Consider the following 22,321-nt stretch of genomic DNA (forward strand, 5'->3'; position numbering starts at 1 on the left):
ATCGGCGTATATTAGCCATAGTGAATATGATAAAATTCTAAAAGGACGTGCGATATGGCAGACGACAAAAGCAAACGCGACTTTCGCGACCGCAACAAGATATCGGCGGACGATGATTATGAAGTGAACTTCTTCGCTCTGCAGAATAACATCACGCCGGAGCAGGTGCGCGAGCTGATCCGCAAGCACGGCAACGATCGGGCAACCCTGACCGCCGCCGCGAAGGCATTGCCGGCACAATGATGACCAAATTCTCAGACCTGGGGCCGCCGATCGCCGGCTGGTCATTGGCTATTTCCGTACGATAGGCAGAAAAGCCCGCGCCCCGTGGTGGGGAAGAGGACGCGGGCTGATCGGAGGGACGAGCCGATCTCGCAGCATGTCTGCACTGCGGAAGCCGAACTTTCTACCTAAGCCTTTGTTCCAACGCAAAAAACCAGCCGCAACTTTCGCCAAGCCGGTCAATGAGGCCTGGATTTTCAATCCCTATTGGGCGGCACCTAGATTCCAGATGTCCCGATGCAGGCGCCATGTCCCGTCGTCGCCCTTTTTCCAGACGACGATGTACTTGCCCACAAGGGTGGAGAGGGCGCCGTCTTTGCTCGGCGCATCGAGCGTAAATGCCCCAACTTCGTAGGCGAGGTTCGCGCTCTCTTCCACTTCCAGCGCCTTCAGGGTGAGATTCTTCATCCCGCCTTTGATCGCGCCCTGCCAGAACTCTTCCACGCCCTTGCGGCCATCGACGCGCTTGCCGTCGGGCGGCAGCAAGGCAGCGTCCTCGGTATACAATTGACCCACCGCCGCCGCGTTTCCGCTATTGAAGGCGTCCGTGAATTTCGGCAGCGCCGCTTCGATGTCCTCGCGAGCCGACTGGGCGGCCGCAGACAATGCAGACGAAAGAAGCAGCACAGCAGCAAATGCGAATGACTTAACCGGTCTCATCTCGTCCTCCCTTTGCGTGATCGACATATCTACCGGATGAATAGCACGCCCAACCCGAGTGCGCCGCCGCGCCCACTCAATCGGCCAGACCTGATTTGCATAAGGCTTATCTAATTACGCAAGCGCCAGACGCTCTCAGCCCACTACCCGATCGGCCCGCCTTCTCCGCCAGATGCGCGGGCTTGGCTCAGCAACATCCTGACATCGTTTAGCGTGGAACCGCAGGCATTCCCGAGACTGAGCGCGCCGTTTCGGCGGAGAAAACCACGAAGGCAAAGATGAGCACGCTGGCAGCGACGATCATCGAGCCGGTGGCGACGATCGGCTCAAGCGCCGGATTTCCATGCAGCATCAAGTAGAGGGCCGGCAACATCACCACCAGGCCAAAATTATAGACGCCATAATGGACCATTGCGATAGTGCGGGCGGCTTTTGTCGGGTTCAGGGCGTAGTACCCACCGAATATTGCACTTGTTACCCATCCCAGGAGATTGATGTGTGCGTGAGCCGGGTAGGCGCCGTGATTGCCTGAAATTGCCATTTGCAGGCCGGCTGCAATTCCCAGAATAAGAAAGACGATCGCTGTCTTGAAAAAGAGTTCCGAGATTTTCGGCATGTCATGTCCTCCCAAGCCGTTGCAGGCGGCCCGGCAGCCTGTTGGGGGTGACCGGCTGGCCACCGGGCCTAACCGGCTTGCGCCGGCTGATGAAAACATGCGCTCACACTAATATAAATGCAACATCGAGATACCGGGTGCGCACAGCGGAGTTTGACGATCTGGACTCCCGCCCCAAAGCGGGCGGCCGGAAAGCGATTTCGGTTCAATCGTCCGCGTGGAAAACGCTAGCCGGGACGCCGCAGGTGTTCGACAAGCGCGCGCAGCTTCGGCGCGACGTTGCGACGGCTCGGATAATAAAGGTAGAAGCCGGCAAAGCGCGGGCAATAGTCGACGAGAACCGGCACCAATTCGCCCCGAGCGATCCACGGGCGAAAGCTTTCCTCCATGCCGAAAGTGATGCCGGCTCCGGCAATGGCGAGCTTTATCATCAACGCCATGTCGTTGGTCGTGATCTCCGGCGCAACCGCGACGCTGAACTCCTTGCCGTCCTCGGCGAATTCCCAGCGATAGGGCGCGACCTTCGGGGCGCGGCGCCAGCCAATGCAGCGATGTTCAGCGAGTTCCTGCGGATGCGACGGCTCGCCAAACCGATCACGATAGGCCGGCGCGCAGGCGGCCAGCTGCCGCTCGTCACCGGCGACAGGCACCGCGATCATGTCCTGCTCGATCACCTCGCCGAGCCTGACGCCGGCATCGTATCCCTCGGCGACGATATCGAATTCCTCGTCCGTCACCGTGATGTCCATCCGGACCTCCGGATTGGCTTCGGCAAAGGTCGCCAGGAACGGCCCTGAAAGAAAGCGCTCGGCGATCGACGAGACGGCGAGCCGCAACTGCCCGCGCGGACGCCCGCGCAGGTCCCCGGTGCTCTCCATTGCGGCGCGCATGTCGGCGATGGCGGGCGCTATCTCGGCGTAGAGGCGTTCGCCAGCCTCGGTCAGGCTGACGCTTCGCGTCGTGCGCTGGACGAGCGCGATACCGAGTGTCTCTTCCAGCCGCTTCATCGTCTGGCTGACCGCCGAGCGGGTGACGCCCATCCGGTCCGCAGCCGCGCGAAAGCTCCGCTCCTCGGCGACGAGGGCGAAGACGGCAAGCGCATTGAGATCCGGCTGCATTGGTTAGCTGTGCTTTCGACGCTGTGAACAAATGGTCGTCTTATCGCTACAGTGAAACAAATCCATCTTCGTGGCAACCGCTGCATCGCGGTTCGCAAGATCAACCAGACGGAGACCGAACATGTCCCTCAACCCAAACTTGTCCCCCAACAAAGTCGTGCTCATCACCGGGGCTTCGAGCGGCATTGGCGCCGCCATCGGCCGGGAGCTCGGTGCCGCAGGAGCAAAGGTCATGCTGGGTGCGCGCCGCACCGATCGGCTGAACGCCCTCGCAGAAGAGATCAGGGCAAAGGGCGGGGAGGCAATGACACGCCGCCTGGACGTGACCGACCGCGACGATGTCGCCGCCTTTGCCGAGGCGGCGCGCCAGGCCTGGGGGCGCGTCGATGTGATCGTCAACAATGCCGGCGTCATGCCGTTGTCGCTGATGGCCTCGATGAAGGTCGACGAATGGGACCGAATGGTCGACGTCAACATCAAGGGCGTGCTCCACGGCATCGCTGCGGTGCTGCCGCAGATGACGGCCCGAGGCTCCGGCCATGTCGTCAACATCGCCTCCATCGGCGCGCTTTCGGTATCGCCGACAGCCGCTGTCTATTGCGCAACCAAATACGCGGTCCGCGCCATCTCCGATGGCTTGCGGCAGGAGCACGACAACATCCGCGTCACCTGCATTCATCCGGGCGTGGTCGAAAGCGAGCTCGCCGACACGATCACCGATCCGATCGCAGTGGAAGCGATGAAGACCTATCGCGCCATTGCGCTGCAGCCCGACGCGATCGGCCGTGCCGTGCGCTTTGCCATCGAACAGCCGGACGATGTCGACGTGAACGAGATCGTCATCCGGCCGACAGCCAGCAAGTAGTCCGATGAAACAGATTTCCATACTTGCCGCTGCCGTGCTTGTTGCCGGCGCGGCCGGCTTATCCGCACAGAAAGGCTTCGCCCAAATGAATATCGCGCAAAATTCCGTTACCCCAGCTTCGGCAAGCCACTCCTATGTCGGGATGTGGGTCACGGCGGATGGCCATATCCGCCACAACTTGCTTCCAAATGGTCGCTATGACGAAGCGCGCGGGAACCGTGACAGCGCATACCAGGGGCGCTATGAGATCCGGGGAAATCACATCGACTACTGGGACGACACCGGCTTTACCGCTGACGGAACGTTCATCGACGGCGTGCTGCACCACGCCGGCATGATCTTGTATCGGGAGAAGTAGATGACGTTCGTATTTCGATAAAAAGGTTTCACATGGCGCCGCTGCACCATATGCATTTGGTACGCAGCCAAAAACAGGGGCTCACCTTGCCAACCGAACCACGTTCTCCACGGCTTGCAGTGCTGATCGACGCGGACAATACCTCGGCCAAGATTGCCGACGGTTTGTTCGAGGAAATCGCGAAGATCGGCGAGGCAAGCGTCCGTCGCATCTACGGCGATTTCTCCAGCACCCGCTCAAAGGCATGGGCGGATGTGCTGTCGAAGCATGCGATCATCCCGCAGCAGCAATTCGCCTACACCACCGGCAAGAACGCATCCGACATCACGCTCGTCATCGACGCCATGGACCTTCTCCACAGCGGGCGGTTCGAAGGCTTCTGCCTGGTGTCGTCCGACAGCGATTTCACCCGCCTTGCCGCTCGCATCAGGGAGCACGGGATCGACGTTTATGGGTTTGGCGAGCAGAAGACGCCGGAGAGTTTTCGGCAGGCTTGCCGCCGGTTCGTATACACCGAGAACCTGCTGCCGACTGCGCCAGCCAACGCGAACGATGCGGCGCCGACGAAGTCCTTGCAGCCGCCCAGCGCCGCGACGCCGATCATCACCAGGGTCATTTCACAGATGGGAACCGAGGACGGCTGGGTGCCGCTCGGCATTGTCGGCAATCAACTCGCCAATCTGGCATCGGACTTCGATCCCAGGACCTTCGGCTTTCGCAAGCTGAGCGATCTCGTGCGCAAGACCAATGCCTTTGAGATCGATCATCCCGAGGGTGGAGCGATGCGTATAAGGGTCAAGCCAGCTGCGAAGGGCAGAGAGAAATCGAGGTCGGCAGCATCGCGCTGAGCCCTGCAAAAAAGCTAGCTGTCCCAGTCCAATTGGTCTCCGATCGGCCTCTGGTCGGACCACAATTTTCGCTGGCGAAAACCACCATTCGGCGTATTATTCTCGTGGCAGAGAGTTCATGGCGGAGGAGGCCAATGGACATCGTTTCGAGAGCGCCTGTCGTTGACTTGCCGGCCCATGAACTCGTTTCATCTGCGCTTTCAAAATTCCGCGCCGGCGACACCATATCGACCAGAGCCGCAATAGATACCATCCGCCGGGCAGGCCCAGCTTGTACGGACAGCGACGACCAACTGGTCGAGCTTATCGTCATGACCGCAATTGGTAGGACCATGGGGATCGTGTTCGACCATCGGTGCCGCTGATGCACATCGCCCGGCCGCAATTGGCTTGCGCACTGTCTAAAATGAGACTGGCGACATAAGCCACTCCGTAACCATGAATCATGATCGGGATGGATCGCGCCATTCGCTATCGGAACGAATAACTCCGCTGCGCCGTTGCTGTCCTTGGAGTCGAGGAGTGGCGGCAATGCGTGATGAACAATTCGACGTTCCGGTGACGATCGAGAGCGAACGCACCGGACGCCGGCTTTCTGTGACGAGGACGGTCCAGGCGGCCTCGCTTCTGGTCGACAAATGGCCAGACGAAAAGCGCGGGCCGAAATATCGCGCGGCCTTGAAAGCCATGATGGATGCGATGGAGCAGCGGCGGGCGGTTGGCACTGCGCGGCGGGCATTCACGGCGGCCGCCAAGGAAGCCCATGTGTTTGTGCGCGAAGGCCAGCATTAAGGCGCGTCACGTCTCAAAAGCTCGATGCGACGTGCTTTTGGTTCTTGTTTTTAGGGATGTCGTTGCCCAAGACCATGTCGTTGTCCCAAAACCGCTGCGCACTTTTGGGCGACATGCGTTGCTCCTGGTTATGCATGTCGTTGTCCCAAAACCGCTGCGCACTTTTGGGCGACATGCATTAAGGAACCTCACGAAATCTCCGCCGTTATGCTCCAGGTCCAAGAGACTGTTTCGAAAGTCGCTCCGGCGAGTCATATGGTGGTGGTTTCGAGAACCGGAGCGCAGCGGACGTTCGGGTCCGTGAGCACCGGAAGCGCAGAAAACGCCATCAGATGGCCGCCGGAGTAGACTTTCCAAACAGCCTCTAAGTGAGGAGAGAACTGCCATGCCAGACGACAAGACCAAGACCGACAACCGCGATCGCTCACAAGTAGCCGGCGACGAAGACTATGAGGTGAGGCATCTCGCCGAGGAAGCCGGCATCACTCCCGACCAGGCTCGCACGCTGATCAAGCGCCACGGCACCGACCGCAAGGTGCTGAACGAAATCGCCAAGAGCATAAAGGCATTGTGATGGCTGACAAACGGACCGCAATGGCCGATCGGAAGAAACGCGAACCGGACGACAAGGAGGCCCTGCGACTGGCCGAGACAACTGACGTTTCGCTCAACCAGGCGAAGGATCTGATGCGCAAGCACGGCAAGGACAGCGCCAAGGTCGAGAAGGAAGCCAAGAACTTCAAGGCCGAAGGCTGAGCAGCCGATTTGGCGGAGCGCGTCCGCCCTCGACTTTCCCGCATCAGCTTCGCACGCGCAGCCATTCGCACGCCGGACGACAGCCGCATTCCGTTCTTCGATGAACTGGGCGGGAAGCGGGCGTATGCGAACGACTATGCCGTGATCTATACGCGAAATCGCTGATTTTCAGTGGCTCCGCCCCGGTGCACGACTTGTCTTCGAGCGCCGCGCAGAGAACCGCGACGGCAAATCCTTTATAGGATACTTATTTCTTTCCTCTTCGCCACGTCTCGAACCTTTATGGGGTTTGGATCCATATTCCGTCGGGAAGGACACATCTCGGTCGCCATTATCATCGCGACAGAGTGTCTTCATATGACTTCAACGCTGCCCGGCTGCAGGCAAGCCAGTGCAAAAACGAAAATAAGGAACAGCTCCGATGGACATCATCGTTCTCGGGATAGGGTTTTTGTTTTTCGCCCTGTTCTTCGCCTTCGTCAAAGCCTGCGACAGTCTTTAGGCGGAAGGACCGCAACATGCTTGTCGACTATATCCTCGGTGGCGCTGTGACCCTGTTCCTTCTCGTCTACCTGACATACGCCCTCATTCGCCCAGAACGTTTCTAACGGCAACTGGCGCAGGCACGGAAGGCTATTTCGATGACTTTCAACGGATGGATGCAGATCCTCGTCTATTGCGGGATCGTCGTTTTGCTGGTGAAGCCGCTCGGCGGCTACATGTATCGCGTTTTCAGCGGCGACCGCACATTCCTCTCGCCGATTTTGGCTCCTGTCGAGCGCAGCCTTTATCGCATCTCGGGGACCAGCGAGCGTGAGGAGCAGCACTGGACCACCTATGCGGCGGCCTTGCTGTTCTTCAACCTCGCCGGCTTCGTGGTGCTCTACGCCCTGCAACGGCTGCAAGGCAGCCTGCCTTACAATCCGGCCGGCATGAGCGGCGTCGAACCCGGGCTCGCCTTCAACACCGCCGCCAGCTTCATGACCAACACCAACTGGCAGAACTACGGCGGTGAAAGCACGATGTCCTATCTCGTGCAGATGGCCGGCCTGACCGTGCAGAACTTCCTGTCCGCAGCGACCGGCATCGCCATCGCAATCGCGCTGATCCGCGGCTTCACCAAGGCCTCCGGCAAATCGATCGGCAATTTCTGGGTCGATATGACCCGGTGCACCCTTTACCTGCTGTTGCCGCTCTGCATGGTGCTGACGCTGGTCTATGTTTATCTCGGCATACCGCAGACGCTCAGCGCTTATCTCGACGCCACAACCCTGGAGGGCGCGCGGCAGTCGATCGCGGTCGGGCCGGTTGCCTCGCAGATCGCCATCAAGATGCTCGGCACCAATGGTGGCGGCTTCTTCAACGCCAATGCCGCGCATCCCTTCGAAAACCCCGACGCGATCTCGAATCTGATCCAGATGATTTCGATCTTCGCCATCGGTGCGGCGCTGACCAACGTCTTCGGCCGCATGAACGGCGACCAGCGCCAGGGTTGGGCGATCTTGACTGCAATGGGCGTCCTGTTCATCGCCGGCGTTGCCGTCTGCTACTGGGCGGAAGCATCAGGCAATCCGCTGGTGCATGCGCTGGGCATCGACGGCGGCAACATGGAAGGCAAGGAAACGCGCTTCGGCATCGCTTTGTCGGCGCTGTTTGCGGTGATCACCACCGCCGCGTCCTGCGGCGCCGTCAACGCCATGCATGACAGTTTCACAGCGCTTGGCGGCATGATCCCGATCATCAACATGCAGCTCGGCGAGGTCATTGTCGGCGGTGTCGGCGCCGGTCTCTACGGCATCCTGATGTATATCGTGATCGCCGTCTTCGTCGCCGGACTGATGGTCGGACGCACGCCCGAATACCTCGGCAAGAAGATCGAGGCCAAGGAGGTCAAGATGGCGATGCTCGCCATTCTCTGCCTGCCGCTGGCGATGCTGATCTTCACCGCCATCGCGGTGGTGCTGCCGACCAGCGTCGCTTCGATGGCCAATGCCGGCCCGCACGGCTTCTCCGAAGTTCTCTATGCCTACACCTCGGCTGCCGCCAACAACGGCTCGGCCTTTGGCGGCCTGACCGGCAACACGCCCTGGTACAACGTCACGCTTGCCATCGGCATGCTGATGGGCCGCTTCCTGGTCATCATCCCGGCTCTGGCGATCGCCGGCTCGCTGGTCGCCAAGAAGACGGTGCCCGCCTCCGCCGGCACCTTCCCGACCGACGGGCCGCTGTTCGTCGGGCTGCTGGTCGGCGTCATTCTGATCGTCGGCGGCCTCACCTTCTTCCCGGCGCTGGCAGTCGGACCGATCGTGGAGCACCTGGCCGGCATCCACGGGCAGACTTTCTGAACCGTCCCACCTTGGATCAATGTCATGTCCTGGCTCGAAACCATACGTCGCAAGATTCGGCATCGAGACGATCGGAAAGGGGCAACCCCGCCTCCTTTCCCGACCCCGCCGCCTTTTCCGACCTTGTCCACGTTCTTCGGCATTGCGGCAGTCATGATCGTGGTCTGGCTGCTGGCCTCCGGGCTGCCGCATCTGCTTTCGGCAGATGATCGACCGGTCAACAACATCGATACTGGAGCCACCAAATGAGCCAGTCCAAATCCGCTGTCATCATGGATGCCCGTATCCTGCTGCCCGCCGTCGACGGCGCCTTCAGGAAACTCAACCCGCGCACCTTGATGCGCAATCCGGTGATGTTCGTCGTCGCCGTCGTCTCGGCGCTCACCTCAGTCCTGTTCGTCAAGGATCTCGTCACCGGCGGCGGCGATCTCGGCTTCTCGCTGCAGATCATCATCTGGCTGTGGTTCACCGTGCTTTTCGCCAACTTCGCCGAAGCGGTCGCCGAAGGCCGAGGCAAGGCCCAAGCCGATTCGCTGCGCAAGGCTCGCACCGAGACCCAGGCCAAGCTGTTGAGCGGCGACGACCGCACCAGGTTCAAGCTGGTGCCAGGCACCAGCCTGAAGGTCGGCGACGTGGTGCTCGTCGAGGCCGGCGACATCATTCCGTCGGACGGCGAGGTGATCGAAGGCGTCGCTTCGGTCAACGAGGCGGCGATCACCGGCGAATCGGCTCCGGTGATCCGAGAATCCGGCGGCGACCGTTCGGCGGTGACCGGCGGCACGCAGGTTCTGTCCGACTGGATCCGCGTGCGCATCACCGCGGCCTCCGGCCACACCTTCCTCGACCGCATGATCTCGCTGGTCGAAGGCGCTGCGCGCCAGAAGACGCCCAACGAGATCGCGCTCAACATCATGCTCGTCGGCATGACGCTGATCTTCGTGCTGGCGACGGCAACGATCCCGAGTTTCGCCGCCTATTCGGGCGGCACCATTTCGGTGACCGTCCTCGTCGCCCTGTTCGTCACCTTGATCCCGACGACGATCGGCGCGCTGCTTTCGGCCATCGGCATCGCCGGCATGGATCGCCTGGTGCGGTTCAACGTGCTGGCGATGTCGGGCCGCGCGGTCGAGGCGGCGGGTGACGTCGACACGCTGCTGCTCGACAAGACCGGCACGATCACGCTCGGCAATCGCCAGGCGACGGCATTCCGCCCGGTCAAGGGCGTCACCGAGCAGGAGTTGGCCGACGCGGCGCAGTTGGCCTCGCTTGCCGACGAAACGCCGGAAGGCCGCTCGATCGTCGTGCTGGCGAAGGAGAAATACGCCATCCGTGCCCGCGACATGGCAGCACTGCATGCCGCTTTCGTGCCCTTCACCGCGCAAACCCGCATGAGCGGCGTCGACATCGATGGCTCTTCGGTTCGCAAGGGCGCGGTCGATTCGGTGCTCGCGTTCGTCAATCAGTCGACGGTCGCTACGCATGGCACGCGCCCCGGCAGCGACACCGTCCGCGACCTCCAGGCGATCGCCGACGACGTCGCCAAATCCGGCGGCACGCCGCTTGCGGTCGAGCGCGACGGACGCCTGCTCGGCGTCGTCCATCTCAAGGACATCGTCAAGGGCGGCATCCGGGAACGCTTCGCCGAACTGCGCAAGATGGGTATCCGCACGGTGATGATCACCGGCGACAACCCGATGACGGCGGCGGCGATCGCGGCGGAGGCCGGCGTCGACGATTTCCTTGCCCAGGCGACGCCCGAGGACAAGCTGAAGCTCATCCGCGACGAACAGGCCAAGGGCAAGCTCGTCGCCATGTGCGGCGACGGCACCAATGATGCGCCGGCCCTTGCGCAGGCCGATGTCGGCGTCGCCATGAACACCGGCACCGTCGCCGCACGCGAAGCCGGCAATATGGTCGATCTCGACAGCGATCCGACCAAGCTGATCGAGATCGTGGAAATTGGCAAGGCGCTGCTGATGACGCGCGGCTCGCTGACGACCTTCTCGATCGCCAACGACGTGGCCAAGTATTTTGCCATCATCCCGGCCATATTCGCCGTCTTCTACATCGCGCCGGGGCAGACGTCAGGTCCGCTGCAGGCACTCAACATCATGCATCTGGCAACGCCGCAGAGCGCCATTCTCTCGGCTATCATCTTCAACGCACTGATCATCGTCGCGCTGATCCCGCTGTCGCTAAGAGGCGTCAGATATCGCGCCGTCGGCGCCGGCGCGCTGCTCGGCCGCAACCTTCTTGTCTACGGGCTCGGCGGCCTCGTCGCCCCCTTCGTCGGCATCAAGGCGATCGACATGGCCATCACCGCGCTAGGCCTCGCATAGGGAATCAAGTCCATGCTCAAGCAAATCAGACCCGCGATCACCATGATCGTTTTCTTTACCATCCTGACCGGCCTGATCTATCCGATCGGCATGACCGGCATCGCCCAGGCCTTGTTCCCGCGCCAGGCCAATGGCAGCCTGATCGAGAGGGACGGCAAGCTCGTCGGCTCCGAGCTGATCGGCCAGGCTTTTGCCAGCGAGCGCTATTTTCATGGCCGGCCGTCGGCTGCCGGCGACGGCTACGACGCCGCCGCTTCGAGCGGCTCGAATCTCGGGCCGACCAACGCCAAGCTGATCGACCGCGTCAAGAGCGATGCCGACAGGCTGAAAGGGGAAAATCCGAACCAGCCGGTGCCGATCGATCTGGTCACGACTTCAGGCAGCGGCCTCGATCCGCATATCAGCCCCGAGGCCGCCTATTTCCAGGTCGCCAGGGTGGCCAGGGCCAGGGGCGTCGATGAAGCCAGGGTCAAATCCCTTGTCGACAGCCACCTCGAGGACCGCGAACTCGGTTTGATGGGAGAGCCTGTGGTCAATGTGCTGGCGCTCAACCTGGCGCTGGACGAGGCCACCAGGCAATGAATGGTGGGAAGCATTGAGTGGTGGGCTGGGGATCGACACCATCCCCGGCGCCATTCATGATCGATTGTGATGCCGGACGACAGAAGCAACGAAACCAGACCCTCACCCGACGCCCTGCTTGACCGTGCGGAGCGGGAGGGGCGCGGTCGTCTGCGGATTTTTCTGGGTGCAGCACCCGGTGTCGGCAAGACCTATGAAATGCTGATGTCGGGCCGTGCAAGATTGGCCGACGGAGTGGACGTGGTGATCGGCGTCGTCGAGACGCACGGCCGCAAGGAAACCCAGGTGCTGGTCGACGGCTATGAGGTGATTCCGCGTCGTCGGGTCGACTACAAGGGGCGCGCCCTCGAGGAAATGGACCTCGATGCCATCCTTGCCCGGCGGCCGGCGCTGGTCCTCGTCGACGAGCTTGCCCATACCAACGCGCCGGGCAGCCGCCATCCCAAGCGCTATCTCGACGTTCAGGAAATCCTGACGCACGGCATCGACGTCTACACCACGCTCAACATCCAGCATGTCGAAAGCCTGAACGATGTCGTGGCGCAGATCACGCGCGTCAGGGTGCGCGAGACGGTTCCAGACTCCATCATCGACCAGGCCGACGACATCGAGATCATCGATCTCACGCCCGACGACCTGATCAAGCGACTCGAGGAAGGCAAGGTCTACATCCCCAGCACCGCCCGGCGCGCGATCGAGAATTATTTCTCGCCGGGCAATCTGACGGCGCTCAGGGAACTTGCGCTGCGCCGCACCGCCCAGCGCGTCGACGAGCAGTTGCTGACCCACATGCAGGCCCACGCCATACCCGGACCCTGGGCGGCGGGGGAAAGGGTTCTCGTCTGCGTCGACGCGCGTCCGGGCGGGGCGGCCCGCGTCCGCTATGCGCGGAGATTGGCCGACCGGCTCCGCGCCCCCTGGACGGCGCTTCACGTCGATACCCCTCGTTCAGCCGCCACGTCCGAGGAGGCCAAGGATCGGCTGGCGACGCTGCTGCGCCTTGCCGAGCAACTCGGCGCCGAGGTAACGACCATTCCAGGCCAGAACGTCGCGCAGGACATCGTTCGCCATGCGACCGCCAACAACTTCACCCATATCGTGATCGGCAGGCCGACCCGATCGCGCTGGCGGGAATTGATCGAAGGCTCGCTCACTTATGATCTCATCCGCAATGCCGGCGACATCAGCGTCCATGTCATTTCGGGAAACGAACGCAACGACGAGGCGACGTCACGGACCGTAAAGGTGGCGGACGAGCAGTGGCAATTCGAGATCTGGCCCTATCTCAAGGCCACGGCCTATGTTGCTGGCTCGCTCGCCTTCGCCGTCCTTCTCCACCAGTTTCTCGACGTCCGCAATCTGGCGATCATCTTTCTCATCGGGGTTCTGACGTCGGCGGTGACCGGCGGTCTCTGGCCGGCTTTGTATGCCTGCCTCATCAGCGCCACTGCCTTCAACTATTTCTTTCTGGAACCACGCTACACGCTGACGATCCAGGATCCGGAGAGCATCGTGGCGTTGGCTGCCTTCCTGGTTGTTGCGGTCATTGCCAGCAATCTGACAGCGCGGGTGCAGCGACAGGCGGTTGCTGCCCGCTCGCGGGCACGCGCCACGGAAGATATCTATCTTTTCTCGAAGAAGCTCGCCGGCGCCGGCACGCTTGACGACGTGCTCTGGGCGACTGCCTTCCAGATAGCCTCGATGCTGAAGTTGCGCGTGGTGCTGCTGCTGCCGGAAAACGGCTCGATCACCGTCAAGGCCGGCTACCCACCCGACGACACGCTGGCCGAGGCCGACATCGCGGCCGCCCGTTGGGCCTGGGAGCACGATCGTCCCGCGGGCCGCGGCGCCGACACGCTTCCCGGAGCAAGACGCCTGTATCTGCCGTTGCGGACCGGGCGCACCGCTGTCGGCGTCGTCGGCCTCGACAACGACAAGCAAGGTCCGCTGTTGACGCCCGAGCAGCAGCGACTGCTCGACGCGCTCGCCGACCAGGCGGCAGTCGCCATCGAACGCATCCAGCTGGTTGCCGACGTCGACCGCGCCAAGCTCGAGGCCGAGGCGGACCGCCTGCGGTCGGCGCTGCTGACCTCGATTTCCCATGACCTGAAGACGCCGCTTGCCGCCATCATGGGCGCCGCTGGCACATTGCGGGAATTTGCACCGGCGCTTCCCGAAACGGACCGGGCGGACCTGCTGTCGACGGTGCTCGACGAATCGGAACGGCTGAACCGCTTCATCGCCAATCTGCTCGACATGACCAAGATCGAATCCGGTGCGATGGAGCCGAACTACGCGTTCCACTATGTCGGCGACATTGTTGGCACCGCCTTGCATCGAGCCAGAAAAATCATTGGCGAACACAAGACCGAAGTCGACATTCCCACGGATCTGCCGATGCTGAGGGTCGACCCTGTCCTGTTCGAGCAAGCGCTGTTCAATCTCCTCGACAATGCCGCTAAATTTGCGCCGCCTGGCTCGACGATCCGCCTGCAGGGCTGGGCCGACAATGGTTCCGTCATCCTGCAGATCATGGACGAGGGGCCAGGCATTCCGCGCGCCGATCTGGAACGCGTTTTCGACACGTTCTACCGGGTGCGCAAGGGCGATCAGGTCCGTGCCGGCACCGGGCTTGGGCTCTCGATCTGCCGCGGCTTCATCGAGGCGATGGGCGGGACGATTTCGGCGGCCAGCAGGACCGACCATTCAGGTGCGGTTTTCACCATCAAGATGCCGGTGCCAACGGAACTGCCCGCGGTGGACGACGACCCCAACGGCGATGACCGAAATGTGGGCGACCCCGACGTGGCTAAATTGGCATGACGAATCTGGACGTCAGGATATTGGTCGTCGATGACGAACCGCCGATCCGCAAGCTGCTCCGCGTCGGCCTTGGCAGCCAGGGCTATGCGATCAGCGAGGCGCCGAACGCCAGGACGGCGATCGAACTCGTGGGGACGGAAAAGCCCGACCTGATCCTGCTCGATCTCGGCCTGCCCGGCATGGGCGGCCACGAATTGCTGCGCAAATGGCGGGACGACGGCCTGGATGTTCCGGTCGTCATCCTTTCCAGCCGCACCGACGAGGCCGGCATCGTCTCGGCACTTGATCTCGGCGCCGACGACTATATCACCAAGCCGTTCGGCATGAACGAGCTTGTCGCGCGCATCCGCGTGGCGCTCCGCCACAAGTTCCAGCAGCAAGGCGAGAAGCCGGTCTTTAACACCGGCGATCTCACGGTCGATCTGGTGAAGCGCATCGTCATGATCGAGGACAGGGAGATAAAGCTCTCGCCGAAGGAGTACGACATCCTGCGCATCCTCGTGCAGCACGCCGGCAAGGTTCTCACCCACCAGTTTCTTTTGAAGCAGGTCTGGGGCGATTCGACCGACGTGCAGTATCTCAGGGTCTATGTGCGGCAGCTCAGGCAAAAGATCGAGAAAACGCCCGACCAGCCGCGCTACATCACCACCGAAACCGGCGTCGGATACCGCCTGCGCGAAGTCGACTGAAGCGACGGCCGCGGGCGGGCCCGTCTAACCCGACTGCGGGGCGCGCGTCTACCATCAGCCGCCTGTTGCAGCTGATCCAGCGCTCCACAACCAAGCGTCCCGGTTGTACGGCGAAGCCGACTTGATCAGCTTTTCCTTTAACGATCTTGACAGCGATCGAGACGGCTCGGCCACACGGGTCCCTGATGTCCAGGATCGGCGAACAACCTTCGGTTAATGGCAATGGTCGACGCGAGGCGTTCAGGACAGGACCGGGCGCCGTCCCGATCTGGATGCTGGCGGCATGCGCATAAAGGACGAGAGCCCGACCTCTTGCCGGCGGCATAGCCGCGGCCGCCACTCTCGCAGGTCCTCACGGCCTGGCGCGCACGTCGCGCATCGCGAGAACGCGCATAATTGAATGTCACACTTGCTGGTTGCATTACAATATGAAATTTTGTGTTATCGCATCCCCACAAATTCTCTTTAACAAAATCATGGTTAACAGCTGCTTGCCGCAGGTTAGCCACAGTCGGCTTTTACCAAGCGTGATTGGGGAAATTCTACAGCTTGGCGGGACCGTCCAAAAACGAAACAGTGGAGCGACGACCTAATGCCGCAACATAGCGCACAAGAACAATATCTACTTGAACTTATCAACGCGGAGAGGGCTAAGGCCGGCGTGCAGCCGCTGGCCTTTGACAATGATCTCAGCGAGTCGGCTGAGGGGCACAGCAGATGGATGCTTGCAACCGACACCTTTTCTCACACGGGGTCGGGAGGCTCCTCGCCCACCCAGCGCATGAAGGCGGCTGGCTACACCCTCGCCGGCTCCTGGGCGACAGGGGAGAACATCGCGTGGGCTACGACCAGGTCACCGACAGGCTATAATGACGAGATTCTGCTCCTGCACAACAACCTGATGAACTCCCCGGGTCATCGTGCCAACATCCTCAACGGCAACTTCCGCGAGGTAGGGCTTGGATTCGAGGTTGGCGATTACCGGGGGCGCTCCAGCGGTTTCGTGACGGAGAATTTCGGCAAGACCGGATCAGACCTGTTCCTGACCGGTGTGGCGATCGACGACAAGGACGGCGACAGGTTCTACGATCCCGGTGAAGGTCTATCCGGCCTCACCATCACGGCAAAGAGTTCGACGGGCACGACGTTTACGGCGAAGACCACGGCCGCTGGCGGCTATGACCTCGCCCTCAAGCCGGGCACCTACACAGTAACCTTCTCGGGGGCGGGCATCGAAGCTTCGACGCGCACCGTCTCTGTCGGGAGCAAGAACGTCAAACTCGATCTCGTCGATCCGAAGCAGGGATCCGTCGCTGCCGTTCAGGATGAACCTGCGGCTTCCGATCCGGCGCCGCAGCAGGCCCCGACACCAACGGCGCAAGCTGAACCGGCCCCGACAACGCCGCCGGCTTCTGGGCAGCCGGATTCTGGCCAGCCGGTTTCTGGCCAGCCGGATTCTGGCCAGCCGGTTTCTGGCTCCCAGTGGCTTGCAAACTTCTTCGGCAAACAGGGCGCAAACTTCCGGTCTGAGCAGACCCTGGCCGAACATGAGGAGGCCGAAGCAACGCCTGGCACGGCTAAGGAGAGTGGCGCACAGGTGGCGCTTGAAGGCGATAACATCGTGTTTCCACAACTCGGGAACGCTCGGGGCCAACTCGACGACGCTATCGAGCAGGTCCGGGACGCTGTATCGACCGCGCTAGCAAATGCGGGCGATCCGAGACCGGCTTTTGATTGGGCAGAGTATGCACATACGCAAGCGGGCGATGCCGACGCGCTGGCTGCGAAACTCATCGAGCAACTGTCTGCGCATAACAACAGCGTGATCGCCGATCAGGCCGCGTAGCCAATGCCGGACGATGCGGGCCTGCAGTTATGGGCCCGCATCGCCTGCTGACGCATGCGGTTGATCGAGGGGACATCAATGTCACAATCTGGTTCAGAGAAGCTCCGCCCGCCGAGGGCGAAGTCCGAATTGGCTGCCTGCCTGGCGCCTTTCCGGCGCGCCTTTTTGGCGGTGGCGGGTTTCAGCGGCCTTATCAACGTGCTGATGTTGTCCGGCTCGGTGTTTATGCTGCAGGTCTACGACAGGGTCCTGCCCAGCCGTAGCGTGCCGACGCTGGTGGCTCTGGTCCTGCTGATTTCGATTCTATATGTTTTTCAAAGTGCACTCGACGCGATCCGCGGCCGGGTCTTGGCGCGTATCGGCAGCGGACTCGACGAGCGCCTGAGTGAGCGGACCTACCGCGTGATGTCGCAATTGCCCTTGGCCAGAGGCCGTTCGGGCGAGGGCATGCAGCCGGTGCGCGATCTCGATCAAATCGGCGGTTTCCTGGCCAGCGGTGGTCCCGCCACTCTTTTCGACCTGCCGTGGATGCCGCTTTATCTCGCGCTCTGTTTTGCCTTCCATCCTTGGCTCGGCCTGGCTGCGCTGATTGGGGCGATCCTGCTTTTGGCATTGACCGTGCTCACGGAGAAAACGGTCCGCCGTCCAGCAACCGAAATGTCGGGATACGCCGGAGCGCGCAGCAATATCGCACTGGCAAGCATCCGCAATGCCGAGGTGCTCGAAGCGATGGGCATGAGATCCACTATGGCCTCGCGCTGGGCGGAAGCAAACGGTAAATATAGGCAGGCGCAGATGCGCGCCAGCGATGTCACGGGTTCATTCGGCGCGCTCTCCCGCGGCTTTAGGATGCTGCTGCAATCAGTCGTTCTCGCGATCGGAGCGTATTTGGTGATCGGCCAGGAAGCCACGCCTGGCATCATCATCGCAAGTTCTATTCTCACCGCGCGAGCGCTGGCGCCAGTCGAACTTGCAATTGCGCACTGGAAGAACTTTCTTGCCGCCAGACAAGGCTGGCACCGGCTGAACGAACTTTTCACGCAGTTCCCTGCCACAGAGGATCGCTTGCAGCTGCCGCCGCCGCGGACACAACTCTCGGTTGAAGAGATCAGCGTCGTTCCGCCAGGCGAACGCCGTTTTGTCGTACAGGATGTTGCGTTTTCGCTGAGTGCCGGCTCCGCGCTCGGTGTCATCGGTCCGAGTGCATCGGGCAAATCGTCACTGGCCCGGGCGCTCGTCGGCGTCTGGCCGGCAGCGCGCGGCAAAATCCGCCTGGACGGCGCCGCCATCGAACAGTGGCCGGCTGAGGCACTGGGGCGGCACATCGGGTATCTGCCGCAAGATGTCGAACTTTTCGCGGGCACCATTGCTCAAAACATTGCCCGCTTTGATCCTTCTCCGGATCCGGCAACCATTATCGCGGCGGCCAAGACCGCGGGCATGCACGAAATGATCCTGCGCTTGCCTCGCGGATATCAGACCGAGATCGGCGAGGGCGGCGCATCGCTTTCAGCAGGACAGCGGCAGCGCATCGGACTGGCCCGCGCGCTTTATGGTGATCCTTTCCTCGTTGTTTTGGATGAACCGAACTCGAATCTGGACGCTGGAGGCGAGCAGGCTTTAACCCAGGCGATCCTTGCAGTCAAACAGCGGCACGGCGTGGTTGTCGTAATCGCCCATCGTCCAAGCGCCCTGGCGGCAGTGGACCTTTTACTTGTTCTCGACTCCGGCCGTCAGCACGCATTTGGGGCGAGGGATCTGGTCGTCCGGGGCACGACGCGGAGTGCCTCCGTGGGAACGCTTCAAGCAGTTGCCCCGGAGGAAAAGGCATCAGGATGACGTTATTTCATGATCGATCGTTCTTTGGCGCGCGTAACGGCGTGAGGGGGATGATTCCGCATATTCGTGCCGGAGCGAGCCATCTGGCCGGCGTCAAGGGCAAAATCGGCGGGCTGCCGTTCGTTCGGGCTAACCTCCCTACCGATGTGCGATCGCAGCCGACGCAGAACGACTTATCCCTTCGCCGGTATATGCTTCTTGGCGCCGCAACCGTGGCGCTGCTTGTCGGCGGCCTTGGTGCATGGGCCGCAACGACGGAATTGTCAGGCGCCGTCATCGCTACCGGCCATATCGCAGTGGAATCCAACGTCAAGGCGGTTCAGCATCCAAGCGGCGGCGTTGTGGGTGAGATCAACGTGCGCAACGGCGATGAAGTCAGAGCAGGCGATATTTTGCTCCGTCTCGACGACACGCTTACACGCGCCAATCTCGCCGTCATAACCAATACCCTGGACGAACTCTCGGCGCGGGAGGCACGCCTCACAGCGGAGCGTGAGGGTGCCGAGGCGATAGCCTTTTCCGAAGATCTCACCAGCCGATCCTCTGTTGGACATGTGGCGCGTGTGATCGGCGGGGAGCAGAAACTTTTCGCTTTGCGCCGGGGAGCTTACCGTGCCCAAATCGAGCAACGCAGGCAACGGGTGAGCCAGCTCAAGGAGGAGATAGCGGGCCTCGAGGCACAAAGGGCGGCCAAGGAGCACGAGATTGCGTTGGTCCGCGACGAGATCAAGGGCGTCAGGGGCCTTTGGGAAAAGAAACTCGTCCAGCGGTCGCGACTCCTGGACCTGGAGCGGGGCGAGGCTCAGATCGAGGGAGGGCGCGGCCAACTCGTCGCTGCGATAGCCGAAGCGAACGGCAGAATCAGCGAAACAGAAATGGCCATCATCCAGATCCAGCAGGATTGGCGCAGCGAGGTCGCGAAAGAATTACGCGAAACGGAGGCTCGAACCACAGAATTGGCAGAGCGAAAGATCGCTGCGGAGGAATTGCTTAGACAGACCGATATTCGTTCACCCCAGAACGGACGGGTGCATCAGCTTGCGATCCATACGGTCGGCGGCGTCGTCACGACCGGCGAGCCAATTATGATGATTGTCCCGACCGCTGACGAATTGACTGTGGACGCACGCATCGCGCCTCAAGACATCGATCAGGTCCAGCCCGGCCAGCTTGTCCATCTGCGGCTGTCGGCGTTCAGCCAGCAGGTCACGCCGGAAATCGAAGGACATGTAGCAACGGTTTCTCCCGACCTCGTCGAAGACGAGCGGAACGGACTATCCTACTACAGCGTGCGGATCAGGCTTGACGAAGGCAAGCTTGGCTCGTTGGATCCGGAAAGCCTCAAGCCAGGCATGCCGGTGGAGGCGTTCATGCGCACGACCGATCGCACCGTCATCTCGTTTCTGATGAAGCCATTGACCGACCAGATCAGCCGCGCATTCCGCGAATAGTCGCGCGGCTGGCCTATCGCCGTGCCGTGGCCACGGCTCCGGGGAACGCAGCCCGGCCATGCCGAGCTTTTCAACTGTGTGATGTTGCGGTTCAAATTATCTAAGCCAGGCCTGAAAGGTATGGAACCGCAGGATGCTCTCCAGCTTCTTGTCGTCGGCCTCGTATTGGTGCCCTTCGCCAGCACACATCGGTCGACGGGCTTTGCGCCCTGACTGGCTAGCCCGCCAATTCCGCTCCGGCGTGGCTTTAGCCATGGCATCATCAAGACAAGCGCCCTATATAATCGCAGGGTTCTGTTTCGTGCGGGCCCAAGATGTGTTTCGTAAGGGAATGGATGGATGTCGCCGCTTCGCCTTTCGACGATCTTGATGTCGGCAACCCTGGCAACAGCGATGCTGTCGGGCGCGGCTGTCTCCGCGCAGAACGTCGCTCCCGCCAATCGCAATACCGTGGTCCTGCAAGGCGAATTGCAGATGCTGGAGAACAGGCTGCGACGGCAGCAATTTCAGCAGCAGCAACAGCAGTTCCGTGCCCAGGATCGCGTGGTCGTGCCGCAACGGCCAGATGTGCCGCAGATGGCGCCTACTTGCCAGTTGCGGCGATCGGGCAGCCGCTTCATCAGCGTCTGCCGCTGATGGCCCGGCGTTTTCATTTATTTAGCTGATATGCTTGAACGCCGCTCTACTTAAAGTAGCATCAAAGGCGGTTTTGATTTCGCAACGTGCCTTTGCGCTTGGGCACTGCCCTGATTGGATCGCCGGCAATGGCAGCCACCAAGAAGAAGGTCGTGCGCAAGGCGAGGAAGGGCGAGCGGATCCGCCAGGTCGCGGCAATTCCCTTTCGGCTGGGCAGGCATGGCGGCGTCGAGGTGATGCTGGTCACCTCGATATCGACAAGGCGCTTTATCGTGCCCAAGGGCTGGCCGATGAAGGGCAAGAGTGGGCGCAAGGCAACCACCATCGAAGCGCGGGAGGAAGCCGGCGTCCGTGGCAAGACGCTGAAGCAGCCGGCCGGCACCTATTCCTACTGGAAGCGGCTGACGAACCGCTTCGTCCGCGTGGACGTCACCGTCTACCTGCTGGCGATGACGGAGGAACTGGCCAACTGGCAGGAAGGCAAAAGGCGGCAGCGGGCATGGCTGGCGCCGGCAGACGCAGCCGTGCTTATCGACGAGCCCGAACTTTCAACGCTGCTGAAGAACTTGAAAATTCCCCAGCCAGCGCCCGCTGGCGAACTTGAACCAAGGTCTCATTTGGCGTCGTCCTCTCCCTGAGGGAAAGACCGCACCGGCGTGCCGGTATAGGCCCACAACCATTCGCGCGGCAGTGGTCCTTTGTTGCGGTCGCTCTGTTGCGACTGTTCCCACGCATGCGCCAAGATGCCGACCGAGCGCGACAGCACGAAAAGGCCACGTGTCAGCGGCGGCGGAAAGCCGAGCTCGCCATAGATGACGGCGGTGGCGCCGTCGATGTTGAGCGGGATCTTCTTGCCCTTGCGCCGCGCGACCTCGGCCTCGACAGCCTCGGCGATGTCGGCGAAACGTCCGCTGACGACGCCGCGCGCGGCAAAATCGCGGGTCAGCTCAATGAGACGCGGCGCCCGCGGATCGACCGGGTGGAAGCGATGGCCGAGCCCCGGCACATAGGATTTTTCCTCTGCGAAGAAGCGATCGAGCCGCGACGCGACGGCATCGGCAAGCGTCACGCCAGCGTCCAGTGCCGCGGCGATGTCGCCGTAGAAGGCAAGCGCCTGCTCGCCGGCGCCGCCATGCACGTCGCCAAGCACATTGATGGCTGAAGCCATGGCGCTGTTGATGCCGACGCCGCAGGTGGCCGCCATGCGGGCAATGGCGATCGACGGCGCCTGCGGCCCGTGGTCGACGGCCGCCCCCAGCGCGATACCGAGCAGCGCCGCCTGCTCCTCGCCAGGCAGTTCGCCGCGCAGCATCAGCCAGATCATCGCCGGAAAGCTGACGCGGCCGATCAGGTCCTGGATCTCATAGCCACGCAGCCGGATCACGCCAGGGCGCATTTCGATGATATCGGTCTGCCACCATTCCTCACCGCGCTCGCGGCCGGTTTTTTTCTCAACGTTGCTCATGTTCTCGCGTC

General features: G+C 61.8%; 25 protein-coding genes and 1 pseudogene. 21 read left to right on the forward strand and 5 right to left on the reverse strand.

Features of this window, described 5'->3' with window-relative positions; all coding sequences use genetic code 11:
- The first annotated feature begins 54 nt into the window (after nt 1–54).
- Nucleotides 55–243, forward strand: coding sequence for a DUF3606 domain-containing protein (locus tag AC0L18_RS23050; protein ID WP_254021160.1), 189 nt, complete (start codon nt 55–57; stop codon nt 241–243).
- A 243-nt stretch (nt 244–486) separates the two neighbouring features.
- On the opposite strand, the gene AC0L18_RS23055 is transcribed toward AC0L18_RS23050, so the two are convergent.
- From AC0L18_RS23055 to AC0L18_RS23065, 3 genes are all read right to left on the reverse strand, one after another.
- Entirely contained in the window at nt 487–942 is a 456-nt protein-coding gene (locus tag AC0L18_RS23055; protein ID WP_236392813.1) for a YybH family protein, read from the reverse strand.
- Between the two features lie 208 nt (nt 943–1,150).
- Nucleotides 1,151–1,558 (reverse strand): hypothetical protein, encoded by a 408-nt coding sequence (locus AC0L18_RS23060; RefSeq protein ID WP_091595630.1) that lies wholly within the window; start codon nt 1,556–1,558, stop codon nt 1,151–1,153.
- A 227-nt stretch (nt 1,559–1,785) separates the two neighbouring features.
- Complete coding sequence (locus AC0L18_RS23065; RefSeq protein ID WP_473494309.1) at nt 1,786–2,676, reverse strand: LysR family transcriptional regulator; 891 nt, start codon at nt 2,674–2,676, stop codon at nt 1,786–1,788.
- 139 nt (nt 2,677–2,815) lie between these two features.
- On the opposite strand from AC0L18_RS23065, the gene AC0L18_RS23070 reads away from it, so the two are divergent.
- The 15 genes from AC0L18_RS23070 to AC0L18_RS23140 all read left to right on the forward strand — a co-directional run bounded on the left by AC0L18_RS23070 (nt 2,816) and on the right by AC0L18_RS23140 (nt 15,073).
- Nucleotides 2,816–3,541 (forward strand): SDR family oxidoreductase, encoded by a 726-nt coding sequence (locus AC0L18_RS23070; RefSeq protein WP_473494337.1) that lies wholly within the window; start codon nt 2,816–2,818, stop codon nt 3,539–3,541.
- Between the two features lie 85 nt (nt 3,542–3,626).
- Nucleotides 3,627–3,899 carry an Atu4866 domain-containing protein gene (locus AC0L18_RS23075; protein ID WP_287196196.1) on the forward strand — a complete coding sequence of 91 codons (273 nt, stop codon included), beginning with the start codon at nt 3,627–3,629 and terminating at the stop codon, nt 3,897–3,899.
- Between the two features lie 86 nt (nt 3,900–3,985).
- Nucleotides 3,986–4,747: an NYN domain-containing protein gene (locus AC0L18_RS23080; protein WP_091595693.1), complete on the forward strand. Its 762-nt coding sequence runs from the start codon at nt 3,986–3,988 to the stop codon at nt 4,745–4,747.
- Between the two features lie 134 nt (nt 4,748–4,881).
- Nucleotides 4,882–5,112 (forward strand): hypothetical protein, encoded by a 231-nt coding sequence (locus tag AC0L18_RS23085; RefSeq protein WP_027153036.1) that lies wholly within the window; start codon nt 4,882–4,884, stop codon nt 5,110–5,112.
- 166 nt (nt 5,113–5,278) lie between these two features.
- Complete coding sequence (locus AC0L18_RS23090) at nt 5,279–5,539, forward strand: DUF982 domain-containing protein (RefSeq protein WP_473494310.1); 261 nt, start codon at nt 5,279–5,281, stop codon at nt 5,537–5,539.
- A gap of 385 nt (nt 5,540–5,924) precedes the next feature.
- Nucleotides 5,925–6,113, forward strand: a complete 189-nt coding sequence (locus AC0L18_RS23095) for a DUF3606 domain-containing protein (protein WP_023797481.1) — start codon at nt 5,925–5,927, stop codon at nt 6,111–6,113.
- Nucleotides 6,113–6,295 (forward strand): hypothetical protein, encoded by a 183-nt coding sequence (locus tag AC0L18_RS23100; protein ID WP_473494311.1) that lies wholly within the window; start codon nt 6,113–6,115, stop codon nt 6,293–6,295. The genes AC0L18_RS23095 and AC0L18_RS23100 overlap by 1 nt, the downstream gene beginning before the upstream one ends.
- A 9-nt stretch (nt 6,296–6,304) precedes the next feature.
- On the forward strand, nt 6,305–6,460 hold the full coding sequence (locus AC0L18_RS23105; RefSeq protein WP_473494312.1) for a hypothetical protein: 156 nt from the start codon (nt 6,305–6,307) through the stop codon (nt 6,458–6,460).
- Between the two features lie 353 nt (nt 6,461–6,813).
- On the forward strand, nt 6,814–6,903 hold the full coding sequence (locus AC0L18_RS23110; RefSeq protein ID WP_023797479.1) for a K(+)-transporting ATPase subunit F: 90 nt from the start codon (nt 6,814–6,816) through the stop codon (nt 6,901–6,903).
- A gap of 33 nt (nt 6,904–6,936) precedes the next feature.
- On the forward strand, nt 6,937–8,640 hold the full coding sequence (gene kdpA / locus AC0L18_RS23115) for a potassium-transporting ATPase subunit KdpA (RefSeq protein ID WP_473494313.1): 1,704 nt from the start codon (nt 6,937–6,939) through the stop codon (nt 8,638–8,640).
- A gap of 24 nt (nt 8,641–8,664) precedes the next feature.
- On the forward strand, nt 8,665–8,889 hold the full coding sequence (locus AC0L18_RS23120; protein ID WP_473494314.1) for a hypothetical protein: 225 nt from the start codon (nt 8,665–8,667) through the stop codon (nt 8,887–8,889).
- Complete coding sequence (gene kdpB, locus AC0L18_RS23125; protein WP_473494315.1) at nt 8,886–10,979, forward strand: potassium-transporting ATPase subunit KdpB; 2,094 nt, start codon at nt 8,886–8,888, stop codon at nt 10,977–10,979. Before AC0L18_RS23120 ends, kdpB begins: the two co-directional genes overlap by 4 nt.
- Before the next feature lie 12 nt (nt 10,980–10,991).
- Nucleotides 10,992–11,561 (forward strand): potassium-transporting ATPase subunit KdpC, encoded by a 570-nt coding sequence (gene kdpC, locus AC0L18_RS23130; protein WP_473494316.1) that lies wholly within the window; start codon nt 10,992–10,994, stop codon nt 11,559–11,561.
- A gap of 69 nt (nt 11,562–11,630) precedes the next feature.
- The gene (locus tag AC0L18_RS23135; protein WP_473494317.1) at nt 11,631–14,384 is read left to right on the forward strand and encodes a DUF4118 domain-containing protein; all 2,754 of its coding nucleotides are present in this window, start codon (nt 11,631–11,633) and stop codon (nt 14,382–14,384) included.
- Nucleotides 14,381–15,073 (forward strand): response regulator transcription factor, encoded by a 693-nt coding sequence (locus tag AC0L18_RS23140; protein WP_473494318.1) that lies wholly within the window; start codon nt 14,381–14,383, stop codon nt 15,071–15,073. The genes AC0L18_RS23135 and AC0L18_RS23140 overlap by 4 nt, the downstream gene beginning before the upstream one ends.
- Nucleotides 15,074–15,104: 31 nt before the next feature.
- Here AC0L18_RS23140 and AC0L18_RS23145 read toward each other — a convergent pair.
- Nucleotides 15,105–15,435: pseudogene (locus AC0L18_RS23145) on the reverse strand (IS5/IS1182 family transposase); the annotation flags it as partial.
- Nucleotides 15,436–15,665: 230 nt separating this feature from the next.
- Between AC0L18_RS23145 and AC0L18_RS23150 the strand changes: the two are divergent.
- The 5 genes from AC0L18_RS23150 (at nt 15,666) to AC0L18_RS23170 (ending at nt 21,483) form a co-directional block, all read left to right on the forward strand.
- Nucleotides 15,666–16,919 carry a CAP domain-containing protein gene (locus tag AC0L18_RS23150; protein WP_473494319.1) on the forward strand — a complete coding sequence of 418 codons (1,254 nt, stop codon included), beginning with the start codon at nt 15,666–15,668 and terminating at the stop codon, nt 16,917–16,919.
- Nucleotides 16,920–16,997: 78 nt separating this feature from the next.
- Nucleotides 16,998–18,758: a type I secretion system permease/ATPase gene (locus tag AC0L18_RS23155; protein WP_473494320.1), complete on the forward strand. Its 1,761-nt coding sequence runs from the start codon at nt 16,998–17,000 to the stop codon at nt 18,756–18,758.
- Entirely contained in the window at nt 18,755–20,209 is a 1,455-nt protein-coding gene (locus AC0L18_RS23160) for an HlyD family type I secretion periplasmic adaptor subunit (protein WP_473494321.1), read from the forward strand. The genes AC0L18_RS23155 and AC0L18_RS23160 overlap by 4 nt, the downstream gene beginning before the upstream one ends.
- Before the next feature lie 369 nt (nt 20,210–20,578).
- Nucleotides 20,579–20,845: a hypothetical protein gene (locus AC0L18_RS23165; RefSeq protein ID WP_084646721.1), complete on the forward strand. Its 267-nt coding sequence runs from the start codon at nt 20,579–20,581 to the stop codon at nt 20,843–20,845.
- A gap of 128 nt (nt 20,846–20,973) precedes the next feature.
- Nucleotides 20,974–21,483, forward strand: coding sequence for an NUDIX hydrolase (locus AC0L18_RS23170; RefSeq protein ID WP_473494322.1), 510 nt, complete (start codon nt 20,974–20,976; stop codon nt 21,481–21,483).
- On the opposite strand, the gene AC0L18_RS23175 is transcribed toward AC0L18_RS23170, so the two are convergent.
- Entirely contained in the window at nt 21,459–22,310 is an 852-nt protein-coding gene (locus tag AC0L18_RS23175; protein ID WP_023797466.1) for a citryl-CoA lyase, read from the reverse strand. The two genes, AC0L18_RS23170 and AC0L18_RS23175, sit on opposite strands and share 25 nt — an antisense overlap.
- Nucleotides 22,311–22,321: the final 11 nt, after the last annotated feature.

The sequence above is a fragment of the Mesorhizobium sp. WSM4819 genome, assembly GCF_055811215.1.

Bases quoted from the DNA above. Each gene is read 5' to 3' on its own strand.
- AC0L18_RS23075 (WP_287196196.1), top strand. From the start codon at position 3,627: ATGAATATCGCGCAAAATTCCGTTACCCCAGCTTCGGCAAGCCACTCC.
- AC0L18_RS23090 (WP_473494310.1), top strand. From the start codon at position 5,279: ATGCGTGATGAACAATTCGACGTTCCGGTGACGATCGAGAGCGAACGC.
- AC0L18_RS23050 (WP_254021160.1), top strand. From the start codon at position 55: ATGGCAGACGACAAAAGCAAACGCGACTTTCGCGACCGCAACAAGATA.
- kdpA (WP_473494313.1), top strand. From the start codon at position 6,937: ATGACTTTCAACGGATGGATGCAGATCCTCGTCTATTGCGGGATCGTC.
- AC0L18_RS23055 (WP_236392813.1), bottom strand. From the start codon at position 942: ATGAGACCGGTTAAGTCATTCGCATTTGCTGCTGTGCTGCTTCTTTCG.
- AC0L18_RS23160 (WP_473494321.1), top strand. From the start codon at position 18,755: ATGACGTTATTTCATGATCGATCGTTCTTTGGCGCGCGTAACGGCGTG.
- AC0L18_RS23060 (WP_091595630.1), bottom strand. From the start codon at position 1,558: ATGCCGAAAATCTCGGAACTCTTTTTCAAGACAGCGATCGTCTTTCTT.
- AC0L18_RS23140 (WP_473494318.1), top strand. From the start codon at position 14,381: ATGACGAATCTGGACGTCAGGATATTGGTCGTCGATGACGAACCGCCG.
- AC0L18_RS23175 (WP_023797466.1), bottom strand. From the start codon at position 22,310: ATGAGCAACGTTGAGAAAAAAACCGGCCGCGAGCGCGGTGAGGAATGG.
- AC0L18_RS23165 (WP_084646721.1), top strand. From the start codon at position 20,579: ATGTCGGCAACCCTGGCAACAGCGATGCTGTCGGGCGCGGCTGTCTCC.
- kdpB (WP_473494315.1), top strand. From the start codon at position 8,886: ATGAGCCAGTCCAAATCCGCTGTCATCATGGATGCCCGTATCCTGCTG.
- AC0L18_RS23120 (WP_473494314.1), top strand. From the start codon at position 8,665: ATGTCCTGGCTCGAAACCATACGTCGCAAGATTCGGCATCGAGACGAT.
- AC0L18_RS23095 (WP_023797481.1), top strand. From the start codon at position 5,925: ATGCCAGACGACAAGACCAAGACCGACAACCGCGATCGCTCACAAGTA.
- AC0L18_RS23135 (WP_473494317.1), top strand. From the start codon at position 11,631: ATGCCGGACGACAGAAGCAACGAAACCAGACCCTCACCCGACGCCCTG.
- AC0L18_RS23100 (WP_473494311.1), top strand. From the start codon at position 6,113: ATGGCTGACAAACGGACCGCAATGGCCGATCGGAAGAAACGCGAACCG.
- AC0L18_RS23155 (WP_473494320.1), top strand. From the start codon at position 16,998: ATGTCACAATCTGGTTCAGAGAAGCTCCGCCCGCCGAGGGCGAAGTCC.
- AC0L18_RS23110 (WP_023797479.1), top strand. From the start codon at position 6,814: ATGCTTGTCGACTATATCCTCGGTGGCGCTGTGACCCTGTTCCTTCTC.
- kdpC (WP_473494316.1), top strand. From the start codon at position 10,992: ATGCTCAAGCAAATCAGACCCGCGATCACCATGATCGTTTTCTTTACC.
- AC0L18_RS23085 (WP_027153036.1), top strand. From the start codon at position 4,882: ATGGACATCGTTTCGAGAGCGCCTGTCGTTGACTTGCCGGCCCATGAA.
- AC0L18_RS23065 (WP_473494309.1), bottom strand. From the start codon at position 2,676: ATGCAGCCGGATCTCAATGCGCTTGCCGTCTTCGCCCTCGTCGCCGAG.
- AC0L18_RS23150 (WP_473494319.1), top strand. From the start codon at position 15,666: ATGCCGCAACATAGCGCACAAGAACAATATCTACTTGAACTTATCAAC.
- AC0L18_RS23170 (WP_473494322.1), top strand. From the start codon at position 20,974: ATGGCAGCCACCAAGAAGAAGGTCGTGCGCAAGGCGAGGAAGGGCGAG.